General features: G+C 66.1%; 26 protein-coding genes. 9 read left to right on the top strand and 17 right to left on the bottom strand.

Annotated elements, in window-relative coordinates:
- Window positions 1-5: 5 nt before the first annotated feature.
- Entirely contained in the window at window positions 6-1,028 is a 1,023-nt protein-coding gene (locus tag MRS60_RS21895; protein WP_243566660.1) for a LacI family DNA-binding transcriptional regulator, read from the bottom strand.
- Between the two features lie 6 nt (window positions 1,029-1,034).
- Between MRS60_RS21895 and MRS60_RS21890 the strand changes: the two genes are divergently transcribed.
- Window positions 1,035-2,033, top strand: a complete 999-nt coding sequence (locus tag MRS60_RS21890; protein ID WP_243566659.1) for a phosphatidylinositol-specific phospholipase C — start codon at window positions 1,035-1,037, stop codon at window positions 2,031-2,033.
- Here MRS60_RS21890 and MRS60_RS21885 read toward each other — a convergent pair.
- Together MRS60_RS21885 and MRS60_RS21880 are read right to left on the bottom strand one after the other, a co-directional pair.
- Entirely contained in the window at window positions 2,011-2,286 is a 276-nt protein-coding gene (locus MRS60_RS21885; RefSeq protein ID WP_131946527.1) for a hypothetical protein, read from the bottom strand. The two genes, MRS60_RS21890 and MRS60_RS21885, sit on opposite strands and share 23 nt — an antisense overlap.
- Window positions 2,287-2,382: 96 nt before the next feature.
- On the bottom strand, window positions 2,383-2,994 hold the full coding sequence (locus MRS60_RS21880) for a LysE family translocator (RefSeq protein WP_105392651.1): 612 nt from the start codon (window positions 2,992-2,994) through the stop codon (window positions 2,383-2,385).
- An 87-nt stretch (window positions 2,995-3,081) separates the two neighbouring features.
- On the opposite strand from MRS60_RS21880, the gene MRS60_RS21875 reads away from it, so the two are divergent.
- Window positions 3,082-3,609, top strand: coding sequence for a GNAT family N-acetyltransferase (locus tag MRS60_RS21875; RefSeq protein ID WP_243566658.1), 528 nt, complete (start codon window positions 3,082-3,084; stop codon window positions 3,607-3,609).
- Window positions 3,610-3,627: 18 nt separating this feature from the next.
- Here MRS60_RS21875 and MRS60_RS21870 read toward each other — a convergent pair whose 3' ends face one another.
- The 6 genes from MRS60_RS21870 to MRS60_RS21845 form a co-directional block, all read right to left on the bottom strand.
- Complete coding sequence (locus MRS60_RS21870; protein ID WP_243566657.1) at window positions 3,628-4,689, bottom strand: alkene reductase; 1,062 nt, start codon at window positions 4,687-4,689, stop codon at window positions 3,628-3,630.
- Window positions 4,690-4,771: 82 nt separating this feature from the next.
- The gene (locus tag MRS60_RS21865; RefSeq protein WP_034180436.1) at window positions 4,772-5,080 is read right to left on the bottom strand and encodes an ArsR/SmtB family transcription factor; all 309 of its coding nucleotides are present in this window, start codon (window positions 5,078-5,080) and stop codon (window positions 4,772-4,774) included.
- Between the two features lie 301 nt (window positions 5,081-5,381).
- Window positions 5,382-5,840 carry an MEKHLA domain-containing protein gene (locus MRS60_RS21860; RefSeq protein ID WP_131946531.1) on the bottom strand — a complete coding sequence of 153 codons (459 nt, stop codon included), beginning with the start codon at window positions 5,838-5,840 and terminating at the stop codon, window positions 5,382-5,384.
- 130 nt (window positions 5,841-5,970) lie between these two features.
- The gene (locus tag MRS60_RS21855) at window positions 5,971-7,506 is read right to left on the bottom strand and encodes a phytoene desaturase family protein (protein ID WP_243566863.1); all 1,536 of its coding nucleotides are present in this window, start codon (window positions 7,504-7,506) and stop codon (window positions 5,971-5,973) included.
- 131 nt (window positions 7,507-7,637) lie between these two features.
- The gene (locus tag MRS60_RS21850) at window positions 7,638-8,147 is read right to left on the bottom strand and encodes a pyridoxamine 5'-phosphate oxidase family protein (RefSeq protein WP_243566656.1); all 510 of its coding nucleotides are present in this window, start codon (window positions 8,145-8,147) and stop codon (window positions 7,638-7,640) included.
- 120 nt (window positions 8,148-8,267) lie between these two features.
- Window positions 8,268-8,657 (bottom strand): hypothetical protein, encoded by a 390-nt coding sequence (locus tag MRS60_RS21845; RefSeq protein WP_243566655.1) that lies wholly within the window; start codon window positions 8,655-8,657, stop codon window positions 8,268-8,270.
- A gap of 130 nt (window positions 8,658-8,787) precedes the next feature.
- Here MRS60_RS21845 and MRS60_RS21840 point away from each other — a divergent pair, with 130 nt between their 5' ends.
- Complete coding sequence (locus MRS60_RS21840; RefSeq protein WP_347814853.1) at window positions 8,788-9,498, top strand: HAD family hydrolase; 711 nt, start codon at window positions 8,788-8,790, stop codon at window positions 9,496-9,498.
- A gap of 85 nt (window positions 9,499-9,583) precedes the next feature.
- Entirely contained in the window at window positions 9,584-10,738 is a 1,155-nt protein-coding gene (locus MRS60_RS21835) for an alpha/beta fold hydrolase (RefSeq protein ID WP_243566653.1), read from the top strand.
- 39 nt (window positions 10,739-10,777) lie between these two features.
- Here MRS60_RS21835 and MRS60_RS21830 read toward each other — a convergent pair whose 3' ends face one another.
- The 5 genes from MRS60_RS21830 to MRS60_RS21810 all read right to left on the bottom strand — a co-directional run bounded on the left by MRS60_RS21830 (window position 10,778) and on the right by MRS60_RS21810 (window position 14,421).
- Complete coding sequence (locus MRS60_RS21830; RefSeq protein ID WP_243566652.1) at window positions 10,778-11,917, bottom strand: patatin-like phospholipase family protein; 1,140 nt, start codon at window positions 11,915-11,917, stop codon at window positions 10,778-10,780.
- A gap of 120 nt (window positions 11,918-12,037) precedes the next feature.
- Entirely contained in the window at window positions 12,038-12,499 is a 462-nt protein-coding gene (locus tag MRS60_RS21825; protein WP_243566651.1) for a cupin domain-containing protein, read from the bottom strand.
- Window positions 12,500-12,593: 94 nt separating this feature from the next.
- Window positions 12,594-12,932: a cupredoxin domain-containing protein gene (locus MRS60_RS21820; protein ID WP_105392659.1), complete on the bottom strand. Its 339-nt coding sequence runs from the start codon at window positions 12,930-12,932 to the stop codon at window positions 12,594-12,596.
- 19 nt (window positions 12,933-12,951) lie between these two features.
- Window positions 12,952-13,896: a metallophosphoesterase family protein gene (locus tag MRS60_RS21815; RefSeq protein ID WP_034180429.1), complete on the bottom strand. Its 945-nt coding sequence runs from the start codon at window positions 13,894-13,896 to the stop codon at window positions 12,952-12,954.
- Window positions 13,897-14,100: 204 nt separating this feature from the next.
- Window positions 14,101-14,421 carry a hypothetical protein gene (locus MRS60_RS21810; RefSeq protein WP_217587758.1) on the bottom strand — a complete coding sequence of 107 codons (321 nt, stop codon included), beginning with the start codon at window positions 14,419-14,421 and terminating at the stop codon, window positions 14,101-14,103.
- 20 nt (window positions 14,422-14,441) lie between these two features.
- Between MRS60_RS21810 and MRS60_RS21805 the strand changes: the two genes are divergently transcribed.
- A complete protein-coding gene (locus MRS60_RS21805; protein ID WP_243566650.1) occupies window positions 14,442-16,196 on the top strand; it encodes an ABC transporter permease in 1,755 nt (584 codons plus the stop codon).
- Window positions 16,197-16,207: 11 nt separating this feature from the next.
- Complete coding sequence (locus MRS60_RS21800; RefSeq protein WP_243566649.1) at window positions 16,208-17,554, top strand: ABC transporter ATP-binding protein; 1,347 nt, start codon at window positions 16,208-16,210, stop codon at window positions 17,552-17,554.
- A 27-nt stretch (window positions 17,555-17,581) separates the two neighbouring features.
- Here the strand turns inward: MRS60_RS21800 and MRS60_RS21795 are convergent, their stop codons facing one another.
- Window positions 17,582-18,460: a MurR/RpiR family transcriptional regulator gene (locus tag MRS60_RS21795; protein WP_034180425.1), complete on the bottom strand. Its 879-nt coding sequence runs from the start codon at window positions 18,458-18,460 to the stop codon at window positions 17,582-17,584.
- A 360-nt stretch (window positions 18,461-18,820) separates the two neighbouring features.
- On the opposite strand from MRS60_RS21795, the gene ggt reads away from it, so the two are divergent.
- The gene (gene ggt, locus MRS60_RS21790; protein ID WP_034180424.1) at window positions 18,821-20,572 is read left to right on the top strand and encodes a gamma-glutamyltransferase; all 1,752 of its coding nucleotides are present in this window, start codon (window positions 18,821-18,823) and stop codon (window positions 20,570-20,572) included.
- Between the two features lie 206 nt (window positions 20,573-20,778).
- Window positions 20,779-22,107 (top strand): dicarboxylate/amino acid:cation symporter, encoded by a 1,329-nt coding sequence (locus tag MRS60_RS21785; protein ID WP_034180423.1) that lies wholly within the window; start codon window positions 20,779-20,781, stop codon window positions 22,105-22,107.
- A 2-nt stretch (window positions 22,108-22,109) separates the two neighbouring features.
- Here MRS60_RS21785 and MRS60_RS21780 read toward each other — a convergent pair whose 3' ends face one another.
- Together MRS60_RS21780 and MRS60_RS21775 are read right to left on the bottom strand one after the other, a co-directional pair.
- Window positions 22,110-22,499 (bottom strand): DUF3331 domain-containing protein, encoded by a 390-nt coding sequence (locus MRS60_RS21780; protein ID WP_243566648.1) that lies wholly within the window; start codon window positions 22,497-22,499, stop codon window positions 22,110-22,112.
- Between the two features lie 44 nt (window positions 22,500-22,543).
- Window positions 22,544-23,836, bottom strand: a complete 1,293-nt coding sequence (locus tag MRS60_RS21775) for an NAD(P)/FAD-dependent oxidoreductase (protein ID WP_243566647.1) — start codon at window positions 23,834-23,836, stop codon at window positions 22,544-22,546.
- Window positions 23,837-23,984: 148 nt separating this feature from the next.
- On the opposite strand from MRS60_RS21775, the gene MRS60_RS21770 reads away from it, so the two are divergent.
- A complete protein-coding gene (locus tag MRS60_RS21770) occupies window positions 23,985-24,638 on the top strand; it encodes a TetR/AcrR family transcriptional regulator (protein ID WP_034180420.1) in 654 nt (217 codons plus the stop codon).
- Window positions 24,639-24,689 lie beyond the last annotated feature (51 nt).

The raw sequence follows: 24,689 nt of genomic DNA, 5'->3' as shown, positions 1-24,689 counted from the left end.
CCGTGTCATGCGCAGCTATGCCGCACCACCTGTGTGACCGGCACGACGCGCGTGCGCGACGGGCCGTCGAACGTCTGCATCCGGTCGGCAAGCAGGTCGACCGCCGCATGCGCGAGGCCGCGCGTGTCCTGCCGGAGCGTCGTCAGCCGATAGGCGTCGTATTCGGCGGCCGGGATGTCGTCGAAGCCGATCACGCGCAGGTCGTCCGGCACGCGCAACCCGAATTCGTTGCGCGCGGCGTCGATCACGCCGAGTGCGAGCAGGTCGGACGAACAGAACACGCCGTCGGGCCGCTCGCCGGACGCGAACAGTTGCCGTGCAGCGTCGATCCCGCATGCATGCGTGTCGGACGGCGTGTCGAGCACGCGCGCGAGCGTCGCGTCGTATGCATCGCCGCGCCCGATCGCATGCTCGAACGCCGCGGCGCGCGACTGCGCGCTGTAGCTTGCGCCGCGCGGCCCGACGAACGCGAGCCGGCGCGCGCCGGCCCGCACGAGCCGCTGCGCCGCATGAGCGGCGCCCGCCGCGTTGTCGCTGACGACGACATCCGCGCCCGGCAGGTTCGCGTCGCGGTTGATCATCACGACGGGGATCCGGTGTTCGAGATACTGATGCGCCACCGACAGCGGCGGCGACGCGGACGTCATCACGAGGCCCGCGATCCGGTAGCTGAGCAGTTGCTCGAGCGATTGCCGCACCTGGCGCGGGTCTTCCGCGTTGGTCACGAGCGGCGTGAGTGCACGCTGCCCGAGCGCGGCCATCAGGTCCGTCAGCAGCCGCGCGCGAAACGGATTCTCGAAGCCGGCCGTCACGACGCCGATCATGCTGCTGCGCTGCGTGATCATGTCGCGCGCGATCAGGTTGACCTGGTAGCCGAGCGCACGCGCGGCGACCATCACGCGTTCGCGCGTTTGCGGCGCGATGCTTGCCGTCGGCGAGAACGCGCGCGATACCGCAGAGCGCGATACGCCGGCGCGTGCCGCGACATCCGACGCCGTTACCCACGGCTTTCTTTCCTTGTCATTCATTGAGTCATGATCCGTTCGAGCCACGAAACGTGCACGCCGCCCGCCGACTGGATGTCGGCGCTCGACGATGCGCGACTGCTGCATACGCTGACCCTACCGGGCAGCCATGACACCTGTGCGTATACGGTCGACGATCGGCTCGTGCGCACGCAGCGCGCGCCGCTCGACGCGCAGCTCGCGCACGGCGTGCGGCTGCTCGATATCCGCTGCCGGCACGTGCGCGATGGGTTCGACATTCATCACGGCGGCGTCGCGCTCGGCATGACGTTCGACGACGTGCTGGCAACCTGCACGCGCTTTCTCGATGCGCATCCGCGCGAATGCATCGTGATGTCGGTGAAGGACGAATGGCCGGCGCACGCGTGCACGCGCGGCTTCGATGCGACGTTCGACGCGCATCGCGCGCGCCACCCGCGGCTGCGCTGGCATGCCGGCGGCACGCTGCCCGCGCTCGGCGACGTGCGCGGCGCGGTCGTGCTGCTGCGGCGCTTTCGCAGCGGCAGGCCGCTCGGTATCGACCTGACCGCGTGGCCCGACAACGCGACGTTCACGATCGATCATCCCGACGGTGCGTTCGTGATCCAGGACGAATACCGCGTGCCGGTGGCCGCGTCGATCGGCTGGAAGTGGCGCGCGATCGACACGTTGCTCACGCATCTGCCGACGCCGGAAAGCGGCCGATGGGCGATCAACTTCTGCAGCGGGACGGGGATGGGCGCGAATCCGTCGACGGTCGCGCACGGCGACGGCCGGGTGCAGGGCATTCATGCACGGCTGGCCGAACGATTGCGCGAGCAGCGCGGTTCGTGCGGTGCGATGCTGCTTGATTTCTGCGATGACGACGACTGGGCGCTGGTGCGCGCGCTGATCGGGTGCAACGACCATGCGCCAGGTTTTCATGATGAATCCCTACGGGGGCAACGATCGGATTGCCGTTGCGGATCGCCGGCCGGGTGCCGGTGCGATTGCACGGTTACGACGATCAGCGCGCGTTGCCGATCGTGATGCAGAAATGGAGCCGGTCGGTCGTTTCGGGGTACTCGTCGCGCCACGCCTGTGCGTCGGACACCATCGTGCTGCGGCAGAACGCGGCGGCATCTTCAAGCGGCAAGTCTTCAAGACTCACGGTGCCCTGCGGCGCGCTGCCATGTCCGACTCGTCCGTCGGCAGTCAGAACCCAGCCTTCCCACCCGTAGATCGGAATGCGATGACGCTCGCAATAATCAATGCATTCGAGCGCGGCGTCGAGCGGAAGCACGATCTCGCGACGGGAAATCGATTGCGCGGCGAGTGCGGCAGGAATCTTCCCGAGTTGCGACATGGCGGGCGGTAGGGGGGGCGCGGGATCGGCCGGCTACCGCGTCGCGATCGCCACCGCCGCACCGGCCATCGCGGTCGCGCTCGTGCGGTTCGCGATCCGTTTCGCGCGCGCCGAAGTGAGAAAAGCCCGCGCGCGCACCGCGAGCAGCGACCAGAAACAGTCGGCGAGGATCAGCACCGCGAGCATCGTGCCGACGAGTTCGGCCCACGCGAGAACGCCCACGTGCGTCAGATCGACGATGGTCGGCAGCAGCGCGAGATAGAACAGCATGATCTTCGGATTGCCGAGCGTGACCAGCATGCCCGCGACGAACATGCGCCACGGCGACTGACCGCGCGGCAGGTCGTCCGCGCCCGTCCCGGTAGGCGCGGTCCACATCTTCCACGCAAGGAACAGCAGGTACGCGACGCCGAGCAGTTTCAGCACGATCAGGCCCGTCTCGAACGTGCGTGCGAACGCGGACAGCCCGGCGACCGCGAGCGTGAGCCACAGCGCTTCGCCGAGCCACATCGCCGCGAGGAACGGCAGTACGTCTCGCACGCCGTTCGTCAGCACGCGCGCGACGAGCGCGGCAACGCTCGGGCCGGGCGTGCCGGCGGTGACGAGCAGGGCGAAGGCGAAGACGGCAAGCGCGGACAACGTCATGACGGACCTCGTGGGTAGAGCGTTCGAAACGTATGAAGTTTCGATTATAGTGACGGCCGTTCCAGACTGTCTGCCTGAATTGCCGTCATGACTGCATCGATCCTGATCCGTCCCGCCACGCGGGAAGACGCGGCTGCAATGGCCGCCGTGGAAGTCGCCGCCGCGCAGCGGTTTCGCGAGATCGGCATGACCGGCATCGCCGATGGCGAGCCGACCGATACGGCCGACGTGCTCGCACGCATCGACGACGGCCGCGCGCTTGTCGCGGTCGATGCGCAGGGCGCGTGCGTCGGGTTTGCGTTCTACCGGCTGCTCGATGCGCAGCGGCTGTATCTGGAGGAACTGGATGTCGCGCCGTCGCATGCCGGACAGCGGATCGGCGCGCGCCTGATCGAAGCGATCAACGCGCGCGCGGCGGCGGGCGGGATCGCGCAGGTCGTGCTGTCGACGTTCCGCGATGCACCGTGGAACGCGCCGTACTACGCGCGCCTCGGTTTCCGGATCATCGACGACGCATCGCTCGACGACACGCTGCGCGCGGTCCGCGCGCATCACGTCGCGCGCGGGCTCGACGAGACACAGCGCGTGTTCATGCGCGCGGACGTGCGCGCCTGAACACGTGCTGCCCGGCCGTCAGGCCGCGTCGCTCAGCGCCGGGTAGTCGGTGTAGCCTGTTTCGCCTTCCGCGTAGAACGTCTCCGGCACCGGCTGGTTCAGCGGCGCGCCGAGTTCGAGGCGGCGCGGCAGGTCGGGATTCGCGATGAACAGCTTGCCCCATGCGATCGCGTCGGCGCTGCCGCTCGCGAGTGCGGCCTGCGCGGTGTCGAGCGTGAACTGCTCGTTCGCGATCAGCGAGCCGCCGAACGCTTCCTTCAGGCGCGGGCTCAAGTGGTCGCCCGAATACGATTCGCGCGTGAAGATGAACGCGATCTTGCGGCGGCCGAGCTCGCGCGCGACATAGCCGAACGTTGCCGCCGGATCGGAATCGCCCATCGTGTGCGCGTCGCCGCGCGGCGCGAGGTGCACGCCGACACGGCCGGCGCCCCACACGTCGATCGCCGCGTCGACCACTTCGAGCAGCAGGCGCGCGCGGTTCTCGATCGGGCCGCCGTAGGCATCGGTGCGGCGATTGGTGCTGTCCTGCAGGAACTGGTCGAGCAGGTAGCCGTTCGCGCCGTGGATCTCGACGCCGTCGAAGCCGGCCGCCTTAGCGTTTTCGGCACCCTTGCGGTATGCGGCGACGATGCCCGGAATTTCGTCGAGTTCGAGCGCGCGCGGTGTCACGTACGGACGCTGCGGACGCACGAGGCTCACGTGGCCGCCCGCGGCGATCGCGCTCGGCGCGACCGGCAGGTCGCCGTTCAGGAATACAGGATCGGAGATGCGGCCGACGTGCCAGAGTTGCAGCACGATGCGCCCGCCGGCCGCGTGCACGGCCTGCGTCACTTGCTTCCAGCCTTCGACCTGCTCGTCGGACCAGATGCCGGGCGTGTCCGCGTAACCGACGCCCTGCGGCGTGACCGAGGTCGCCTCGGTAATGATCAGGCCGGCCGATGCGCGTTCGGCGTAATAGCGGGCCATCAATGCGTTCGGCACGCGCGTCGCGCCCGCCCGGGAGCGGGTGAGCGGCGCCATCACGATGCGGTTCGGCAGGGTCAGGTCGCCGAGGGTAACGGGATCGAACAGCGTGGGCATGACAGATAACCTCTTCACGAAAGGCGGGCACGCCATCGCGTCATGCGCAACGCGGGCCCGCGTGGCCGATACGGCCGGTTGGCTAGAGATCGCGGCGCAAAGCGTCGTGAAATGCGTCGATGACGGCCTCGTTGCGCCGGAAGAACGCCCACTGGCCGATCCGCGTCGACGTCACGAGCCCCGCGCGCTGCAGCGTCGCGAGGTGCGCGGAAACGGTCGACTGCGACAGCCCGCAGCGCGCGTCGATCTGCCCCGCGCAGACGCCGTGGTCGTACGGCAGCGTCTGCGCCGGAAAATGCTCGCCCGGCGTTTTCAGCCAGTTGAGGATTTCGCGGCGCACGGGGTTCGAGAGCGCTTTCAGGATCGCGTCGATGTCGATTTCGGTCGGCATGGATGGAGCGGTTGTTTCGGTCGGGCAGACGGGTATCGTCGATGGGCGAATCATATATCGGAATTTGACGATATGTTTGAAAGCCCTGCTGGCTATGGGGGCGATAGCTGTCGATCGAGGCGATTCGCTATCGCCGCGCGAGGTTGACCGGCACATGCCATGGGGCCAGAGCCAACCAGCGATCACGATGCGCCGGGTGGTCGGACGCTGCACGCACGATCGCCGCACGTGCTCCTTCTCCGGTTGGGGGCGCAATCAAGTCCGGCTTTGCGTTGTGTCGCGCGGACCGCGGGTAATGCAATCAGATGTCACGTGTACGGGGAATGACGACTGCCTGGCCGTGCAATCCGCCATCCGTATCGAGAAGTTGCCACAGGGTTGCTTCCTCGATCATGAAGCGCTGGCCGGATTTCGTGATGCGAACCCCTTTGTATCCGGTCTCGTAACCGAGCCGCTGTACGCGTGCGAGGAATTGCTGCCGTTCCTCGCGATTCGGCGCTTCGGCGGAGAGCCGGGACGGAAGCCGGGTGATTTCATCCCAGCCATATCCGAATCGGCGCTGCGCGGCCTTGTTGGCATAGATAAAAAGCGGATCGGGGTCGGTGTTGTGTGCAAGCACTGCGAACGGGGCGCTCTCATAGAGCCACTCGGTTGCGTCATTCTCGGGAACGGTGGCCGGCACGAGCGGGCGACCGAGCAGTCGAGCATGGCTGTCGGCAAGCAACTGATAGAAGGCTGGATTGCGAAAGAGCGGAGTCATCTGACACATCACACCCGGAAATATCGGAAGCCGTTACGATACAGCAGCTTCGTTCGACGCTGGGGTGGTCACCGATTCTCCCGGATAGTTCGAAAACGCCCGGATGAAGATCCTGCTCAAGTTTTCCGCTTCACTGGATCGACCTGCCCGAAGTCATGCAAGGCGCAACCCGCACATGCCCCCGCATGTCCTGCACGACCGCTTCCGCAGCCTGGACGCCGGAGAAAATTGCCGTGGGTACGCCATACCCCGGGAACGTCGTTTGTCCTCCGAGATAGAGGCCGCGCAGCCCGGTCCGATGCGGAAAGAACTTGTCGGGCGTGGTGCCCGGCGCAATGCCGTAGAGCGCTCCTTCGTATAGGTGCCGTCCGTGCGCGAAATCCTGCGGATCCGATACGCGGACGTCTTCCAGGCAAAGGCCGGGGAGATGGGCCTGTATCGCGTCGAGATAGTCGCCGACCACGGCCTGCGTCATCGCGTTCGTCCAATTCGATGCAGAGTCGACTCCCGTTGCCGGCGCATACAGTTCCAATACTGCCTTGCCGTTTGGCGCAAGCCCTGGCAGCACCTGTGACGGACACGTGTAGGCGAGCCAGCGAGGAACCCCGGGCGTCGATACATGCATGGCCGCCTGTTGTGGCATCGGGGGAACATGATTGGTAATGAAGGCGCGTGGCAGCACGGCTCCGGAGCAACCGATCTGGATTGAAATCGCGCGATGCGAGAGCGGTGCCGCTCGAGCCTTGTGCGCTAGCCGCCGAGGGAGGGCGTGGGCGGGCAACAGGTGGCGGACCACTTCGAAACCTGAACACGTCGCCACGACGCAATCGGTCGAGATGCGCTCGCCGTCTGCAAGAACGATGCCCCGGGCGGCCCCGTTCTCTACGAGGATTTCGCGTACATGGGCACCGAACCTGATCGGCACCGACCGTCTGGACAGTTCGCGAGCCATCACGGAGCTGATGGCGCCCATGCCTGCGCGAGGCAAATGGAATCCCTCCTCCAGCATGGCCAGCAAGCCGATGATCTGCGTTGCCGGAAGGCGATCGGGCGGTTGCCCGGTGTAGAGCAGTGTCGATGCAACCGCCGCCTGCAGGTCCGCATCGGCGAAGTGCGACGTGATCAGGTGGCTGACATGCCCGTTCATGCGGGGCAGGTAACGCCACAGTTTGCTTAACGTCCGTAGAAGCGAAGGCTCCTGCGGCAGAACTTCGTCAACCAGCGTGCGGTAGACAGGGCCCCATTGCTGTTGGAGCCTGCCAAGGCCGTCACGCAGTTGCCGTGTCCGCGTATCCTCCCTGTCGCCTTCCACATACGACGTGCCGGCACTGGATAGATGAACGGCCGTTCCATTCTCCAGATGCGTAACGTGAGGCCGTTCAATGGCCACCATCGGAACCTCGCGATCGAAGTCGAGACCAAGGCGCCGGAACGACGCACGAATGAGCGAGGGCACCGCGACATACATCGCGCCGTTATTGAATGTGAACCCATTGGCCGTCGTGGTGGAACAGCAGCCGCCGGCCTCGTTCGAGGCCTCCAGTACGACGACGGGTCTGTCATTGCGTGCCAGCGTCAGCGCGGCAGCCAGGCCGGCCAGGCCTGCGCCGATCACGACGACGGGTTCCTTGCGATTGCTCGTCATACGATCCTTCATGACTTGCACGATGAGCAATATTGCGTATCGTGCATAAATAGTGAAGTTGCGGCAAGTCTCGACCGCATCGAACGCCAGCGAACAGAACTTGCCGCCACAGGGCAGCGATCGACGCGTAGCTCGCCGCGTCGAGAGGGCGGTCAGGGATGCAACGGTTCGCCTTCGGTCGGGAACGTATGCCGGGCGTGCCAACCACCATCGTTCCGAGTCAGCCGGACCGAGTTGAGGCCCAGCGGATCAGGAGCAACCCCCCGCATGTGCGACCACAGTTCAACCCAGGCGGGCTCACAGGTAACGGTCACTACATAAGGATCGTCCGGCCCGTTGGGGAACCAGGTGCGCAGTGATTCTTTCCAGATGCGTTGCTTCAGCGCAGTCTCCGCGGAGACTGTCGGGACGGTCCCGATCGTGACGTATCCTCGGTCAGCCATGCTGAGGAAGGACAGACTGATCGTCTTCCCCTGGCGAATCTCCAGCGCTTTGCGCGTTCTCGGGTCGGTCATGAAACGAATCGTGAGGTCCTTCCCGATCTCCAGAACCTCGACGACTCTGGAGTTGATCTGACCGGACGCGTCGTTCGAAGAGACAAAACAGAAGGCGCAATGACTGGCGATTTCAGTTGCTTGTTGAAAGAGTTCGCTTGCATTCATGATGATGTGCGACAGCGTTTCAGGAAGCCCCGGAAACCGGGGAAACCCGGTGGAAAAAGGTCAGTTGGCGCATGTTCGTGCACCTCGATCTCGATACGTCGTCAGTTCTCGAAGCCGCTTTCACGACAGCGATCTACCGGACGACAGTATTCCGATGCCCGCCTCCATGGAGGTAAGGTACGTGGCGACGTGCAGGCCTGCGCCAAGAGCGAACACTGAAACCAAGCCGAGCGACACCCCATAGGCGAAGAAATGCACTACATACAAATGTATACGACGTGCATTATTGTGGCAACATGCATTCGAGGTGCCGGCCTGATTTTCCGTGCGCGCTGCAATCCGGGAGCCAATCACGTCGCCTTCTTGATTCACCGAGCTGCGCACGTAGCTTGTGGAGCGTTTTCGGGTCGTCGCTTGACGTGCCGCGAGTTCCGACGGCTGCCGCCCGGTAATGGCTGCGCCGGCATCGGTGTGGTGATCGACGGTATGCGTTCGCAGTGGCGGCCGCATACTTGAAGCACACGTGTTTCAGTACGGACGTCTGCACCTCGATATGCGAACCGTTCGCTGACCTCTTTGGCTATGCTGTGAAATGGTCTGTGCGTCGCGCGCGGGCCTTTCTTGTTTGAGGGGATCTTTCATGCCTGTTCGGGCCGTCATATTCGACTTCGATCTGACGTTGGCGGATTCGTCCGCCGCGATCATCGAATGCACGGAGTACGCGTTGCACCAGCTTGGCGCCGCCGGCGCGACGCCTGCGCAGATCGGCTTCGTGATCGGGCTGCCGCTGCGCGAAATGTTCCGTTCGTTGACAGGCGAAACCGACCCCGCGCGGGCCGACGCGTTCGAGCGGCACTTCGTGGCGCGCGCCGACGAGATCATGGTGCACGGCACGCGCATCTATCCCGAAGTCCCGCCGCTGCTCGCGCGTCTGCGCGAGCAGGGTCTCGCGGTCGCGATCGTTTCGTCGAAGTTTCGTTACCGGATCGACGCAATCCTCGCGTTGAACGGATTGCAGTCGCTGGTCGACGTGCTGATCGGCGGAGAAGACGTGCAGTGTCACAAGCCGGATCCGGAAGGGCTCGAGCTGGCGCTGGCACGGCTTGGCTTGCCGGCCGCTGCGGCGATCTACGTGGGCGACCATGCGGTGGACGCGCAGGCGGCCGAGCGCGCCGGCGTGCCGTTTGTCGGCGCGGTGAGCGGGATGACGTCGTTCGACGCATGGGCGCGCGCGGGCAAGCAGGCGGTGACCGCGCATATCGGCGAACTGGCCGCGATCGTGCGGCGGATGCAGCGTGCTCCGGGTGAAGCCCGCGTCGACGCCGAACATGGTGCAGAACCGGCCGACTGAACCGCTTTCCGCAACGGGTCGGCAGCGCGCGACGGATTCTGCGACCATCGCCGTTAAAGTCATATCCGCATCCAGGTCCGTCGCCATGTCACTCATTTCCGTCGCCTTTGCAAGAATCCGGCTCTCGCGCGTGCTGCCGGCCGTCCGAAACCTGTCATACGCGATTACGCTCGCGGCAGCCGGTGCCGTAATCGGCGTGCTGGGCGGCGCGCGTCCGGCCGATGCCGCCACGCAGCGCGAACGTCTCGAGGCCCCGGTCAAGGCCGTCGCCGACCAGCGCGTGGCCGTCGCTACGCCGCAGGGCAGCGCAGTGTTGCCCGTCTACGCCGATCATCCGCTCGACACGGTCGCGCCCGATGTCACGCGCGTGTTCATCGTGATTCACGGCACGCTGCGAAATGCCGACGCGTACTATGCGTCGGGGCTCAAGGTCGTCGAGAGGGCCGGCGCGGCCGGGCAGGGCACGATGGTCGTCGCCCCGCAGTTCCTGACGCGCGCCGATACGCGCGCGTTCTCGCTGCCCGCGCAGACGCTGGCCTGGACCCAGGAAGGATGGAAGGGCGGCGAACCGGCGCGCCAGCCGGGCCCGGTCAGTTCGTTCGCCGCGCTCGATGCATTGCTCGCGCATTTCGCCGATCGCAGCCTGTATCCCGCGCTGTCGACCGTGGTCGTGATCGGTCATTCGGCCGGCGCGCAATTGTTGCAGCGCTACGCGGTGGCCGGGCACGAAGGCGATGCGCTGGTGCAGGCCGGCATCGCCGTGCGCTATGTGGTCGCGAACCCGTCGAGCTACCTGTATTTCGACGACGAACGGCCGGACGCGCAAGCAATCGCGGGCGGTGCCTGCCCGCGTGCGACGGAATGGAAATACGGGCTGAAGTCGGCGCCGCCTTACGTCGCGTCGCAGGACGTGCGCGATCTCGAAACGCGCTACGTCGCGCGCCATGTCGTGTACCTGCTCGGGCAGGCCGACACGAACCCGTACACGCATTTCATCGACCGTTCGTGCGCAGCGATGGCGCAAGGACCGTACCGGCTCGCGCGCGGGCTCGCGTATTTCGACTACCTGAAGAAGCGGCATCCGGACGATCTCGCGCAGCAGGTCGTCGAAGTGCCGGGCGTCGGGCACGACAATCTCGGCATGTTCACGTCCGCTTGCGGGCTGGCCGTGCTGTTCGGCCGGGCGTTGCCGCAAGCGTGTCCGGTCGTCGCCGGAACCGCGCCGGCCGCGCCCACCTGATCGCGCCGATGCAACCGGCGCGCGGTGCGACGCCGCACGTCATGCCGTTTTTTCAGCAACCGGCGGCGCGTCCGGATCGAATACCGTCAATCCTTCCGTCGGGTCCATCGGCAGGTCCCACGGACGGGCGGCGATGGCCCGTTTCGCGGCGTCGTAGCCGGCCTGCCGGCGGGCCGCGATGCCGGCCGGCGTGAAATCGATGTCCTTCAACTGATTGTCGCCGTCGAGCCGCGGCGCGGCGAGCTTGATCAGGTGCATCGTGGTTTCGCACCCCCACGCGGCCAGCCGGTGCACGGCCGGCGACGCGCGTTCGGCTTCCGGCACGTGCCGGACCAGCTCGCGGATCACGTGGCGCAGCCGGTGGATCTGCTGCTGGCGCGCGATGTGGCTGTCGGTGCGGCTCGCGTACTGGATGTCCTTCTGCCGTTCCGACACCTGCCAGATGCTCTCGGGCTCGGGGCCGGCCGGATTCCACATCTGTACCGAGAAGATGATCGAACTCCGGCGCGGATTGTCGTCGAGCACGACCTCGACCGGCGTATTCGAATACACGCCGCCATCCCAGTACGGCTCGCCGTCGATCCGTATCGCCGGGAACGCGGGCGGCAGCGCGCCCGAGCTCATGATGTGGTCGATGCCCAGGTGCGTGTCGCGCGAATCGAAATAGCGCATCGTGCCCGTGCACGCATTGACCGCGCTGACGGTCAGGCGCGGGTGGCCCGCGTTCAACAGGCCGGGATCGATCAGCGACGCGAGCGTGTCGCGCAGCGGCGCGATCCGGTAGTACGACGCGCGATCGACGCCGAGGCGGACCATCGGCCCGAGCCACGACGCCGGATTGGGCTGGAAGAAGCCCGTGATGCCGCCGCCGATGATCATCAGCTCGGCCAGCATCTTGTCCCAGCCGGGCAGCAGCGCGGGCACGTCGAAGCGGGTCCGCTCGGTCACGCGCCGCCAGAACGCCAGCATCTTCTCGTAGCGCCGCTCCGGCGGATTCCCGGCAATCAGCGCGGCGTTGATCGCGCCGATCGACGTGCCGACCACCCAGTCGGGCCGGATGCCGGCTTCGTCCATCGCCTGGAACACGCCGAGCTGGTACGCACCCAGTGCGCCGCCGCCCTGGAGCACGAGCACGACTTGCCCGGGGAGATCCATTCGTGTCGGCTGGCTCGCGGTCATGACTTGCCTCGCTGCGTGTGACGGTGGGTCGGATCCGAACAGTTCGATTCAGTGTAGGCGATCGGCGGCGGGGGATCGACCGATGCGCATCGGCAGGCATGCGCCGCGGTGCGGCGGGCGTCACGCGTCCGGGTACGGTGTGCCGTCCTTGTGCAGGAACCGGCCGTCGCGGCTCGGGCTCATCATGTCGATGTCGGGGCAGGTGATCACGTCGTCCGGCGAGCGCGAGCCAACCTCGAGATAGACGGCGACCGCGTCCGACCGGTTGACGAGGTGATGGCCGTTGCCGGAGCCTTTCGGGAACGCCGCGCAGTCGCCCGCGTGCAGCACGGTCTCGCCGCCGTCCTCGATCATCACGAGTTCGCCTTCGAGCACGTACACGAATTCGTCTTCGTCGGAATGCCAGTGGCGCTGGCTCGACCAGCCGCCCGGCGGCACGCGCATCAGGTTGACGCCGAAATCGCGCAGCCCGCCGGCGTCGCCGAGGCGCTGGCGGATGCGTTGCGCGCACGGCGCGTCGAACGGCCGCGGATAGCCGCTGCCGCGGCGTTCGGGCACGGCGCTGAGGTCGATCCTGGGCATGGGCGGCTCCGTCTGCCACGCGGGCGAATGGGACGGTTGCCATTGTAGGCGGCCGCCGCCCGCCGTTCGTCCGCGCGTTTCGTGGCGGACCGCTTCATTCGACGGTGATCGTCTCCTTCATGTACGGATGAATCCCGCAGAACACCTTGTAGACGCCCGGCTTGTCGAAGCGGAACGAGTACGTCTCGTCCTGGTCGAGCGCCTTCGAATGAAAGATGCCGGCGTCGTTGACGACGGTGTGCGGCTCCCCGTCGAGGTTCTTCCACGTGATCGTCGTGCCGGCCTTGATCGTGGTCGACATCGGCGAAAACATGAAGTTTCGGATCGTGACCAGCGGGCCGTCCGGGCCCTGCGCGAACGCGGCGAGCGGCGTGCCGGCGGCCGCACACAGGATCAGCGCCGCGATGATTTTTGGTTGCTTGAAGCGGGTCATGTCGGTCTCCTTATGTCTATCAGGCCAGCGTCGCGTCGTGCAGCGCCGACGCAGCCGGGTGGCCGGCGAACTCCACCGTCGTCACGCCGAGCATCTTCGGCAACTGGTCGCGCGGCACCGTGAGCGGCACGGGGCCCGGGCCGTTGCCGGCCGTCGGCTGCGGGAAAGCGGTCGAGCGCGCGGTGTGGAAGGTGATGTTGCCCTCGACCTTCGACACGATCTGATGGATGTGCCCGTTCAGCACGGTGACCGAGCCGAAGCGGCGCAGCATCGCCATCGTCTGCGGTGCGTCGCCGGTGCCCCAGCCCCACGGCTCGTAGATGGTCCACATCGGCATGTGCGAGAACACGACGATCGGCGTGCTCGACGAGCGGCCCTTCAGATCCTGCGCGAGCCACGCGAGCTGGTCGTCGCCGAAGCTGCCGAGCCCGTTCGGCTTGAAATGCATCACGTTGACAAGGCCGATGAAGTGCACGCCCGCGTGATCGAAGCTGTAATAGCCGCGGTTGTCCGACGCCTTGCCGAAGCGGCTGAAATATTCGGCGCCCGAACCGTCGGTGACGTCGTGCTCGCCGGGCACCGTATGCAGTTCCGACACGCGCAGCGCGGACAGCAGTTGCGACGCGCGGTCGAATTCCTCCGGCTTGGACAGGTGCGTGATGTCGCCGGTATGGATGGTCAGTGCGGGCATCGCCGGCATCCCGTTGACGAGTTCGATCGTCTGCCGCAGCGTGGCCGACACGTCGGGGTTGGCATCCTTGTTGAAGCCGATGTGCGTGTCGCTGATCTGCACGAACAGCGGCCGGCCCGCGTCGGCCGGGCGCGCGTCGCCGGTTTGCGCGAGCGCGAGGTCGAACGGCGTCAGGATGCCGCCCGACAGCGTAAACAGCGTGCCGAGGCCGCCGAAGGCCATGCACTGCAGGGCCTTGCGGCGCGACGGGCGGGTGGGATTCGATGAAGACATGGGAGCCTCGCAATCGTATGACGAAACGGGACGGCCGGGTCGTCCTGGAATAAACCGGCGCCTTCGTGTGCCATACCGGCGCGGCGACGGTTTTATTCCCGAGATGTGCGAATTCGGCCACCGGTGCCGGCGACCCGCGAGACGGCCGTCGGGATGCCGAACGATGACTTGTTAATGTCCTGTAATCGATACGTCACATTTGCGTCATGGCCGCCCGATAGCCTGCGACACCGAGTCACCTATCCGGAGCCCCTTCATGCCGAATCTCGCGGCAACGGAAACCAGCGGCGCGGTCAGCCACCGCACGCGCACCCTCAGCTTCGCGCTGTTTTTCCCGATCATTGCCTGCGGCATCACCTGGCCGTGGTCTGGTCGGGCCTCTGGAACCTGTTCGGCGTGCTCGTGTCGAGCGGCGCCGTCGCATTCGGCATCGTGCAGCTGCTGCCCGTCGAGCTGATCCTGCAGGTCGGCAGCGGCGCCGGCCGACGCAACGCCCGGCCCGCGGCCGGTCCCATCGAATTTCAATCCGACACAAGACGCTACCGATGGATATCAGGTTCTTCGATCCGAATCGCACCGCGAACGCCTCGGCGTGGCGCGTGCTCCCCAATCGCTGGGATGCTATCGCGTTTCCGCTGATCATCTGCCTGCTGGCGATGGCGATCGTCGGCTTCCATCAGACGATGGCGCCGATCGGCGTGCTGCAGACGCAGAAGATCTCGCTCGATCCGTCGAACCTGCCCGAATACGCGCTGCGCACCACACTGCGGATGCTGGCCGCGATGGTCGCGTCGCTCGTGTTCACGCTCGTCTACGGCACGCTCGCCGCGAAAAGCCGCCGTGCGGGCATGGTGCTGATCCCGATCCTCGACATCCTGCAGTCGGTGCCGGTGCTCGGCTATATCTCGTTCACGGTCACGTTCTTCCTCGCGCTGTTCCCGGGCCGCGTGCTCGGCGCGGAACTCGCGGCGATCTTCGCGATCTTCACGAGCCAGGCATGGAACATGACGTTCAGCTTCTACCAGTCGCTGCGCACGGTGCCGCGAGACCTGAGCGAAGTGTCGCGCGGCTTTCACCTGACGCCGTGGCAGCGCTTCTGGAAGCTCGAGGTGCCGTTCTCGATGCCGGGCCTGATCTGGAACATGATGATGTCGATGTCGGGCGGCTGGTTCTTCGTCGTCGCGTCGGAGGCGATCACCGTCGGCAATCAGACGATCACGCTGCCGGGGGTTGGCGCGTATCTCGCGCAGGCGATCTCGGCCAAGAATATCGGAGCGATCGGCTGGGTGATCGTCGCGATGTCGGTCGTGATCCTGGCTTATGACCAGTTCCTGTTTCGCCCGCTCGTTGCGTGGGCCGACAAGTTCCGGATGGAGAACACCGCGTCCGGCGATGCGCCGCAATCGTGGCTGCTCGACATGATGCGCCGCACGCACCTGATTCATCAGTTGCTGGTGCCGGCCGGCTGGCTGCTGTCGCAGGCCGCGCGGATTCCGCTGCGCGTGCCGTCGCTGAAGGGAGCGCGCTCGCGCGGTGCATCGGCACGCCGCTCGTCGCGCATCGGCGACATCGTGTGGGGCGTGTTCGTGATCGTGCTGACGGTGTACGTCGTGTGGCGCGTCGTCAGCTTCGTCGCGACCGGCGTGACGATGGGCGAAGTCGGGCACGTGCTCGTGCTCGGGCTCATCACGCTGCTGCGCGTGATGGTGCTGATCGCGATCGCGTCGGTGATCTGGGTGCCGCTCGGCGTGCTGATCGGGCTGCGCCCCGCGCTGGCCGAGAAGATCCAGCCGCTCGCGCAGTTCCTCGCCGCGTTCCCGGCGAACCTGCTGTTCCCGGTGTTCGTGATCGTGATCGTCCGCTTCGACCTGAATGCGGACATCTGGCTGTCGCCGCTGATCGTGCTCGGCACGCAGTGGTACATCCTGTTCAACGTGATTGCCGGCGCGATGTCCTATCCGAACGACTACAAGGAAGCGACGAAGAATTTCCGCATCCGCGGCTGGCAGTGGTGGCGGCAGGCGGTCCTGCCCGGCATCTTCCCGTACTACGTGACCGGCGCGATCACCGCATCGGGCGGCGCGTGGAACGCGAGCATCGTGTCCGAGTTCGTGCAGTGGGGCGACACGAAGGTCGTCGCGCACGGCCTCGGCGCGTACATCGCGCAGATGACTGCCGCCGGCGATTTCCCGAAGATCATCCTCGGCATCGCCGTGATGTCCCTGTTCGTTACCTTGTTCAACCGTCTGTTGTGGCGTCCGATGTACGCCTATGCGGAATCCCGGCTCCGTCTCGATTGAGAGTAAGCGCGATGCAAAATTCGACCGTTATCAACGCCCCTGCCAAGACATCTCAGCCGCTGCAGCCGCCGCGCCTCGGCGAGGAAATCCTGCGCGTCGAGCATGTGAACCGCGGCTTCAACAAGTCGCAGGGCGAACTGCTCGTGCTCGACGACGCGAACCTGTCGCTGCGCGAAGGCGAGATCGTCGGGCTGCTCGGCCGCTCCGGCTCGGGCAAGTCGACGCTGCTGCGAATCATCGCCGGGCTGATCGAGCCGACCGGCGGTGAAGTGACTTACCTCGGCCAGCCGCTGCGCGGCCCGGCCGAAGGCGTCGCGATGGTGTTCCAGACCTTCGCGCTGTTCCCGTGGCTGACCGTGCTGCAGAACGTGGAGGCCGGCCTCGAAGCGCTCGGCGTCGGCGCGCGTGAGCGGCGCGAGCGTGCGCTGGCCGCGATCGACCTGATCGGTCTCGACGGTTTCGAGAACGCGTACCCGCGCGAGCTGTCGGGCGGCATGCGCCAGCGCGTGGGTTTTGCGCGCGCGCTCGTCGTCGATCCGACGATCCTGCTGATGGACGAGCCGTTCTCGGCGCTCGACGTGCTGACGGCCGAGACGCTGCGTACCGACCTGCTCGACCTGTGGACGCAAGGGCGGATGCCGATCAAGTCGGTGCTGATCGTCACGCACAACATCGAGGAAGCCGTGTTCATGTGCGACCGGATCCTCGTGCTGTCGTCGAATCCGGGCCGCGTGATCGCCGAGATCAAGGTGCCGTTCAAGCACCCGCGCAACCGGCTCGACACCGATTTCCGCAAGCTCGTCGACGACATCTACGCGAAGATGACGGCCCGCCAGACCGGCGAGGCGACGAAGAAGGGGCTCGAGCTCGGCAGCTGGCTGCCGCAGGTGTCGACCAACCTGATGGCCGGCCTGATCGAAACGCTCGCGATGGCGCCGTACCATGGCCGCGCGGACATGCCGGAAATCGCGCGCACGCTGCATCTGGAAGTCGACGAACTGTTTCCGATCGCCGAAGTGCTGCAGTATCTCGGCTTTGCGGACGTGCGGGAAGGCGACGTGTTCCTGACGCCGCCCGCGCGCGTGTTCGCGGAATTCGGCACGCAGGAGCGCAAGCTGATGTTCGCGGATCATCTGCTGAAGCACGTACCGCTCGCCGCACGGATCAGGAAGGTGCTGAACGAGCGTCCGGGCCATCGTGCGCCGCGTGTGCGCTTCGAGCAGGAGCTCGAGGATTTCCTGTCGGACGAAGCGGCCGAGGAAACGCTCGACGCGGTGATCGACTGGGGGCGTTACGGCGAAGTTTTTTCGTATAACGACAAGACCGAGGTGTTCAGTCTCGAGGATGTCGAGAGTTGATGCCCGCACCCGAATGGCGAGCGATCGTCATTCGGGCAAATCGCGCTGGTTGGCGTCCAGATCGATCCCGCCGGTACTGAGATGCTCGATCTTCTCCATCCGCTGCCGCGCCAACTCCGGCAGCCGGTTCGTCACGCCGATCACGAGCGCTTCCGCGAGCGCCAGCGCCGGCACATTGGTCTGCAGCATCGCGAACGGGCGCCCGTGGATCCGCAGCACGATCTCCGCGAACTTGCCGATCGGCGACATCCATTCGTCGGTGATCAGCAGGATCCGCGTGCCGAGCCGGTGCGCGGCCTGCGCGAAGCGGATGCTGTCCTTCTGGTAGCGGCGAAAGTCGAAGATGACGAGCACGTCGTTGCGCCCCATGTCGGTCAGTGCGACCGACGCGAGATTCACGTTCGGTTCGACGTACTGCACGTGCGGGCGCGCATAGGCCAGCGTGAACGAAAACAGCGACGCGAGCGGCGCCGTGTAGCGCCCGCCGCCGCAGAAGATGCGGATGTCGGTATCGGCCAGCAACGCCACGGCTGCGTCGAACGCCGCCGCGTCGAGCCCTTCGATCGTGGCCGCGAGCGATTCGGACAGCCGCTGGAAAATCGCCGAATGGCTGTCGCGCAGGCCCGTTTCCGAATGGAACGCATCCATTCGCGCGAGCGGCGAATTCATCGCCGTGTCGATCTCGTCGTACAGCGCCTGCTGGAACGACGAGTAATTCGGAAAGCCGATCCGGCCGACAAAGCGGAACACGGTCGGATCGCTGACTTCAGCCTGCTTCGCGAAGCTCGCGATCGGCCCGAGGCCGAGGCTCGGATAGCGATCCAGCAACGCCTGCGCAACCTTCTGTTCCGACGGCGTGAAGCTATCCATCTGGGATAACAGCAACGCCCTGATGCTCGTCCCCATCGGGCACTCCAGCTCTCTTATCTGAATGACAAACGGCAGACGTGCGTCTGCCGGGACTCCACGCATGTTAGCCGATCGACGTGCGGCGGGCCGCGCGCGGGCCGAAATTAGAGGGACGCATCGCTCGGCCAGCTGGTCCGCCCATCAATGTAATGAAACGAACATTTGGCGGGTCGTGTTTCCGTGTGTATTCGCTTCAAATTCAGTAGTAACCCTAGGTTTTTACGTGAAAAAGCGAGTGCTATGATCGCGGCCTCGCCGGAATGTACCGTTTATTACATGCCGGATCGGCAGCGTTGGCACGCGATGACGCGGCGGCGCATCCCGGCATGGTCCGGTTATTTGTCTGGAGGATTCCGCATGAGGCGGCTCGTCGTACTCACCCTGTTGTCGGCTTTGAGCGTGTGCGGGTTCGCCGCTTCAGACCCCGCGGTTGAAGCGAAGAACGGCATGGTCGTGTCGTCGCAGCACTTCGCGTCGCAGATCGGCGTCGACATCCTGAAGCAAGGCGGCAACGCGGTGGACGCGGCGGTGGCGGTCGGTTATGCGCAGGCGGTGACCAATCCGTGCTGCGGCAATATCGGCGGCGGCGGCTTCATGACCGTGCACCTGGCCGACGGCCGCGACCGCTTCATCAACTTCCGCGAGACTGCACCGGCCGCGGCGACGGCGAACATGTATCTCGACGCGTCGGGCAACGTCCGCCCGGGCGAAAGCCTGTACGGCTATCGCGCCGTCGGCGTGCCGGGCACGGTCGCCGGCCTCGATCTCGCGCAGCGCAAATACGGCAAGCTGACGCGCAAGCAGGTGATGGCACCCGCGATCCGGCTCGCGCGCGACGGCTTCATCCTGACGCGCGGCGATACGGACATCCTCGACACGACGATCGAGCGCTTCAAGAAGGACCCGGACGCGGCGCGCATCTTCCTGCGGCCGGACGGCACGCCGCTGCAGCCGGGCGACCGCCTGGTGCAGAAGGATCTGGCCCGCACGCTGGAGCGGATCGCGGCGCAGGGGCCCGACGCGTTCTATCACGGCGAGATTCCGAAGATCGTCGAGGCGGCGTCGAAGCAGGCGGGCGGCCTGATCACGGCGGCCGATTTCGCGTCCTACCGGGCCGACGACATGGCCCCGCTGAAGTGCACGTACCGCGGCTACGAGTTCGTGTCGGCGCCGCCGCCGAGCTCGGGCGGCGTGACGATGTGCGAGACGCTGAACATCCTCGAAGGGTATGACCTGCGCAAGCTGGGCTATCACTCCGCGGCGTCGGTCCACTACATGACCGAAGCGATGCGGCACGCGTACGAAGATCGCAACACGCTGCTCGGCGATCCGAACTTCATCGACAATCCGATCGCGAAGCTGACGAGCAAGGAATACGCGGCGCAAATCCGCAAGAGCATCCATGCCGATACGGCGACCCCGTCGGTCGACGTGCAGCCCGGCGTCGGCATGCACGAGAAGCCGGAAACGACGCATTACTCGATCATCGACCACGACGGCAATGCGGTATCGACGACCTATACCGTCAACGGCCGCTTCGGCGCCGTGGTCATCGCGCCGGGCACGGGCTTCTTCCTGAACGACGAGATGGACGACTTCACCACGAAGGTCGGCGCGCAGAACCTGTTCGGCCTCGTGCAGGGCACGCGCAACTCGATCGCGCCAGGCAAGCGTCCGCTGTCGTCGATGGCGCCGACCATCGTGACGAAGGACGGCAAGGTGTTCATGGTGGTCGGTTCGCCGGGCGGATCGCGCATCATCACGATCACGCTGCAGACCGTGCTGAACGTGATCGACTACGGGATGACGCCGCAGGACGCGGTCGCCGCGCCGCGCATCCACCACCAGTGGCTGCCCGACGAGGTCTATTACGAAACCTACGGCCTGTCGCCGGACACGCTCGCGATCCTGCGCAACATGGGCTACAAGATGGTCGAGCAGACGCCGTGGGGCGCGGCCGAGCTGATCATGGTCGGCCTGCCGGGCACCGAAGCGGCGAGCCGCCAGAGTTCCGGGAACGATTCGTCCGTGTCCGGCAACGTGCGCGCCGGCTTCATATACGGTTACAACGATCCGCGCCGTCCGGCCGGATCGGCGATCGGCTACTGACCTGATCGCATCATGCTGACCCGCTGCCGCCGCCCGCATTCGCGTTTTCGCGAAGGCCGCGACGGCGGCAGCGTGTCCGTTCGCGGACATCCGCAAGCACGATCGGCGCCTGTGCGTGGCATTCCGCGTACGACCGGCTTGCCACACACGTGCGCTGACACGCGCCTTTCATCCGTCAACCCCTTCACCGTGCGACGAATCCCGTTATGAACAAACGAATGTCTGCGGCAGGCTGGATCCTGCTCGCGATGGCGGCCGGCATCCTCATCGGCTACCTGATCTTCACGCAGCTTCCCGACAAGCAGTCGGCCGCGGAAATCGCCGGCTACATCTCGCTCGTGTCCGATGTGTTCCTGCGGCTGATCAAGATGGTGATCGGCCCGCTGGTGTTCTCGACGCTCGTCGTCGGCATTGCGCATATGGGCGATGCGTCGTCCGTCGGGCGCGTGTTCGTGAAGGCGCTCGGCTGGTTCGTCACCGCGTCGCTGATCTCGCTGCTGCTCGGGCTGCTGATGGCGAACCTGCTGCGGCCCGGCGAGAACCTCGGCCTGCCGCTGCCGGACATCGGTGCGTCCGCGCATCTCGCGACGTCCAAGTTCACGCTGAAGGATTTCGTCGGCCACATGGTGCCGAAGTCGTTCGCCGAGGCGATGGCGAACAACGAGATCCTGCAGATCGTCGTGTTCTCGCTGTTCTTCGGCGTTGCGCTGGCGGCGCTCGGCGAGCGCGGCAAGATCCTCGTCGCCGCGATCGACCAGTTGTCGCACGTGATGCTCAAGATCACCGGCTACGTGATGAAGCTCGCGCCGCTCGCGGTGATGGCGGCGATGGCGTCGACCGTCGCGATCAACGGGCTGTCGATCCTGCTGAAGTTCGCGGTGTTCATGGGCGACTTCTACGTGAGCCTCGTGCTGCTGTGGGCCACGCTCGTCGCCGCCGGGCTGCTGTTCCTCGGCCGCCGCGTGTTCAAGCTGCTCCTGCTGATCAAGGAAGCGTTCATGCTGTCGTTCGCGACCGCCAGCTCCGAGGCCGCGTATCCGAAGATCCTCGACGCGCTCGACCGTTTCGGCGTGCGGCGCAAGATCGCGAGCTTCGTGATGCCGATGGGCTATTCGTTCAACCTCGACGGCTCGATGATGTACTGCACGTTCGCGTCGCTGTTCATCGCGCAGGCCTACAACATCCACCTATCGCTCGGCACGCAGGTCACGATGCTGCTGATCCTGATGCTGACGTCGAAGGGGATGGCCGGCGTGCCGCGCGCATCGCTCGTCGTGATCGCGGCGACGCTGCACCAGTTCAATATCCCGGAAGCCGGGCTGCTGCTGATTCTCGGCGTCGACACGTTCCTCGACATGGGGCGCTCGGCCACGAATGCGGTGGGCAACTCGATCGCCAGCGCGGTGGTCGCGAAGTGGGAAGGCGAGCTGATGTCGGAAGCAGAGGCGGAAGTGCATGCCGCGCATCTCGATGCCGAACTGGAACGGCAGAACCGCGATCAGGCCTACGGCGCCGGTCAGGCTACGTCGAGCTGACCTCAAGCGGTGCAGGCTTCGTCGATGCACGCCGCCAGCACCATCGCGGCGGCGTTGCCCGGCGTCGAGCCGAGCAATTGCGGCGCATAGACGCTGTCGCCGATCCCGATCGACCGCCCCGACAGTGCGCAGACGCCGCGCTTGCGCGTCGTGAACAGCCGCCACTTCTGGTAGCCGTAGTGCCCGGTGCACGCATCGCACCACGAAATCATCACGGTGTCGGCCGTGGGCCGCTCGAGCACGCTGATGGTCGGCCGGCTCGTCGCGTCCCACGACGGCAGGCGATCGCGCGTGACGCTGCGTCGCCGCGGCATGCCCCACGATAAGGACGTCATGTCGAAGCTGCCGATCGCGGCGACGGTCATGAGCCAGGGCGCTGCACTGTCGTTCATGTCTGTTTTCCTCGAAACGTTACGCGACACCGCGACGCGCGGCATCACGACAGGCGGATGCGCGGCTGCACGCAGCCGTTGATCCGTTCGGCGATCCACAGCAGGGTCGCCTTGGAGAAACCGTGCAGCGCCTGCTGGTGCCGCCGGTAGAGCATCAGGTGGCTGAACTGCGCGAAACGCCCCTGGATGAAGCCGCCGCGGAAGAACCCGAACTGCCCGAGCGTGCCGAACGCGTCGTAGTCGCTGATCGACACCAGCGCGCCGAAATCGTGGAACGCGAACAACGGCATCGGCTTGCCGTCGAGCCACGCGGGCAGGTGCTTCGCGAGATGCTCGGCCTGCTGCGTCGCGACCTGCGCGGTCGGCGGCAGCGGCCGTTCGTGGCCGTCGGGCAGCAGGCTCGCGCAATCGCCGATCGCGAACACGTGCTCGTCGCCCGTGGCCTGTAGCGTCGGCCCGACGACGATCTGGTTCGCGCGGTTCGTGTCGAGCCCGCCCAGCGCCTGCATGAAATCGGGCGCCTTCACGCCCGCCGCCCAGACCATCAGATCTGCTTCGGCGTACGAACCGTCGCCGTAGTGGAAGCCGTTCGCGTCGGCCGACGTGACGCGCGTCGACGTCAGCACGTGAAAACCGATCTGTTCGAGCCGCCGCTGCGCCGACGCGGAAATCCTCGGCGGAAACGCGGCGAGGATGCGCGGTCCGCTTTCGAGCAGCGTCAGCTGCAGCCGTTCGCGCACCGTCGCGTCGCCATACGCCTGCGCCACTTCCAGTAACCGGCTCAACTCCGCCGCGAGTTCCACGCCCGTCGCGCCCGCGCCGACGATCGCGACGCGAAACGGCTCGTCGCGCGCGATGCTGCGGAACACGCGCATCCGCAACGCTTCGTTGAAGGTCTCGGCCTGCTGCTGGCTGTCGATGAAGTAGCAGTGCTCGCGAACGCCCGGCACGCCGAAATCGTTGGCCTGGCTGCCGAGCGCGAGAATCAGCACGTCGTATTCGAGTTCGCGGGCCTCGATCACCACGTCGCCGTCCTGCGAGCGGATCTCGCCGAGCTGCACGCGACGGCGCGCACGATCGAGCCCCTTCAGTTCGCCGGGCTGGTACGTGTAGCCGTGGTCGCGTGCATGGGCGAGGAAGTTCACCTGTTGCTGCTGGACGTCGCGCGTGCCGGCCGCGATCGTGTGCAGCATCGGCTTCCAGATATGCGTCGGACTGCGGTCGACGACGGTGACCTGCGCACGCCCGGACCGGCCGAGGCGCTCGCCCAGGCGGGTCGCGAGCTGCAGTCCGGCGATCCCGCCGCCGACGATGACGATGCGTGTAGGGGTTGTCATGAATAAATCATCACGTGATGAATAAGGTATGATCCTAGCGCTTCCCGGCTTCGCGTGTCAACGGAGCGGGGCAGGCAGCCCGGTTCCGGCGACGTGAAACCGGGGTCCGAACACGGGCATTCGAACCATTCAAGGGGAGCAGGAAAACGTGGCTGAAGTCACTGAGCGCGCGCCGTCGAAGCGGCGTTCGCGCGGGCGGCCGCTGGCGGGTGCGTCCGTCGGTCCGGACGTGATTTTGCGGGCCGCGCGCCGCACGTTCGCGAAGCGAGGCTACGACGCGACGAGCGTGCGCGAGGTCGCGCGCGAACTGGGCGTCGACGCGGCGCTGATCGCCCATCATTTCGGTACGAAGGAAACGTTGTGGCTGGCCGTCGTCGAGCAGATCGTCGACCTGGCGACGCCGATGTTCGACGCGCTGCGTGCGTTGCGCACGTCGTCACTGCCGCATCGCGACCGCGTGCGGCGCGCGCTCGAGCTGTGCGTCGATCACGAATTCGACGAGCCCGACATCGGCATGTTCTTCTCGACCGCGGCGACCGAGGTGGGCGGGCGGCTCGATCGATTGCAGGAGCGGATCGTGCGGCCGTATCACGACGTGATGTTCCCGCTGCTGTCGGACGCCGTGCAGGCCGGCGCGATCCGTGCGGTCGATCCGAACGTGCTGTTCTTCATGATCGCGAGCGCGATCGGCACGACGGTGTCGTACAGCCACATGATGCTGGCGTTCACGTCGCTGCCGACGCAGCGGGACGCGTTCAAGCAGGCCGTGCTCGCCGCCGCGCTCAACATCATCGGCGACTGAACGCCGCCGCGTGAACGATGCGCGCGGTCATGTCGCGGCAACCAGACCCGG

Origin of the sequence: Burkholderia pyrrocinia (assembly GCF_022809715.1) — a bacterium.
Lineage (GTDB): Bacteria > Pseudomonadota > Gammaproteobacteria > Burkholderiales > Burkholderiaceae > Burkholderia > Burkholderia pyrrocinia_C.
Note: the sequence above shows the minus strand (reverse complement) of the source record. Positions and strands in the feature narration are given on the sequence as shown.

Bases quoted from the DNA above. Each gene is read 5' to 3' on its own strand.
- MRS60_RS21895 (WP_243566660.1), bottom strand. From the start codon at position 1,028: ATGAATGACAAGGAAAGAAAGCCGTGGGTAACGGCGTCGGATGTCGCG.
- MRS60_RS21890 (WP_243566659.1), top strand. From the start codon at position 1,035: ATGATCCGTTCGAGCCACGAAACGTGCACGCCGCCCGCCGACTGGATG.
- MRS60_RS21880 (WP_105392651.1), bottom strand. From the start codon at position 2,994: ATGACGTTGTCCGCGCTTGCCGTCTTCGCCTTCGCCCTGCTCGTCACC.
- MRS60_RS21875 (WP_243566658.1), top strand. From the start codon at position 3,082: ATGACTGCATCGATCCTGATCCGTCCCGCCACGCGGGAAGACGCGGCT.
- MRS60_RS21870 (WP_243566657.1), bottom strand. From the start codon at position 4,689: ATGCCCACGCTGTTCGATCCCGTTACCCTCGGCGACCTGACCCTGCCG.
- MRS60_RS21865 (WP_034180436.1), bottom strand. From the start codon at position 5,080: ATGCCGACCGAAATCGACATCGACGCGATCCTGAAAGCGCTCTCGAAC.
- MRS60_RS21860 (WP_131946531.1), bottom strand. From the start codon at position 5,840: ATGACTCCGCTCTTTCGCAATCCAGCCTTCTATCAGTTGCTTGCCGAC.
- MRS60_RS21850 (WP_243566656.1), bottom strand. From the start codon at position 8,147: ATGAATGCAAGCGAACTCTTTCAACAAGCAACTGAAATCGCCAGTCAT.
- MRS60_RS21845 (WP_243566655.1), bottom strand. From the start codon at position 8,657: ATGCGGCCGCCACTGCGAACGCATACCGTCGATCACCACACCGATGCC.
- MRS60_RS21840 (WP_347814853.1), top strand. From the start codon at position 8,788: ATGCCTGTTCGGGCCGTCATATTCGACTTCGATCTGACGTTGGCGGAT.
- MRS60_RS21835 (WP_243566653.1), top strand. From the start codon at position 9,584: ATGTCACTCATTTCCGTCGCCTTTGCAAGAATCCGGCTCTCGCGCGTG.
- MRS60_RS21830 (WP_243566652.1), bottom strand. From the start codon at position 11,917: ATGACCGCGAGCCAGCCGACACGAATGGATCTCCCCGGGCAAGTCGTG.
- MRS60_RS21825 (WP_243566651.1), bottom strand. From the start codon at position 12,499: ATGCCCAGGATCGACCTCAGCGCCGTGCCCGAACGCCGCGGCAGCGGC.
- MRS60_RS21820 (WP_105392659.1), bottom strand. From the start codon at position 12,932: ATGACCCGCTTCAAGCAACCAAAAATCATCGCGGCGCTGATCCTGTGT.
- MRS60_RS21815 (WP_034180429.1), bottom strand. From the start codon at position 13,896: ATGTCTTCATCGAATCCCACCCGCCCGTCGCGCCGCAAGGCCCTGCAG.
- MRS60_RS21805 (WP_243566650.1), top strand. From the start codon at position 14,442: ATGGATATCAGGTTCTTCGATCCGAATCGCACCGCGAACGCCTCGGCG.
- MRS60_RS21800 (WP_243566649.1), top strand. From the start codon at position 16,208: ATGCAAAATTCGACCGTTATCAACGCCCCTGCCAAGACATCTCAGCCG.
- MRS60_RS21795 (WP_034180425.1), bottom strand. From the start codon at position 18,460: ATGGGGACGAGCATCAGGGCGTTGCTGTTATCCCAGATGGATAGCTTC.
- ggt (WP_034180424.1), top strand. From the start codon at position 18,821: ATGAGGCGGCTCGTCGTACTCACCCTGTTGTCGGCTTTGAGCGTGTGC.
- MRS60_RS21785 (WP_034180423.1), top strand. From the start codon at position 20,779: ATGAACAAACGAATGTCTGCGGCAGGCTGGATCCTGCTCGCGATGGCG.
- MRS60_RS21780 (WP_243566648.1), bottom strand. From the start codon at position 22,499: ATGAACGACAGTGCAGCGCCCTGGCTCATGACCGTCGCCGCGATCGGC.
- MRS60_RS21775 (WP_243566647.1), bottom strand. From the start codon at position 23,836: ATGACAACCCCTACACGCATCGTCATCGTCGGCGGCGGGATCGCCGGA.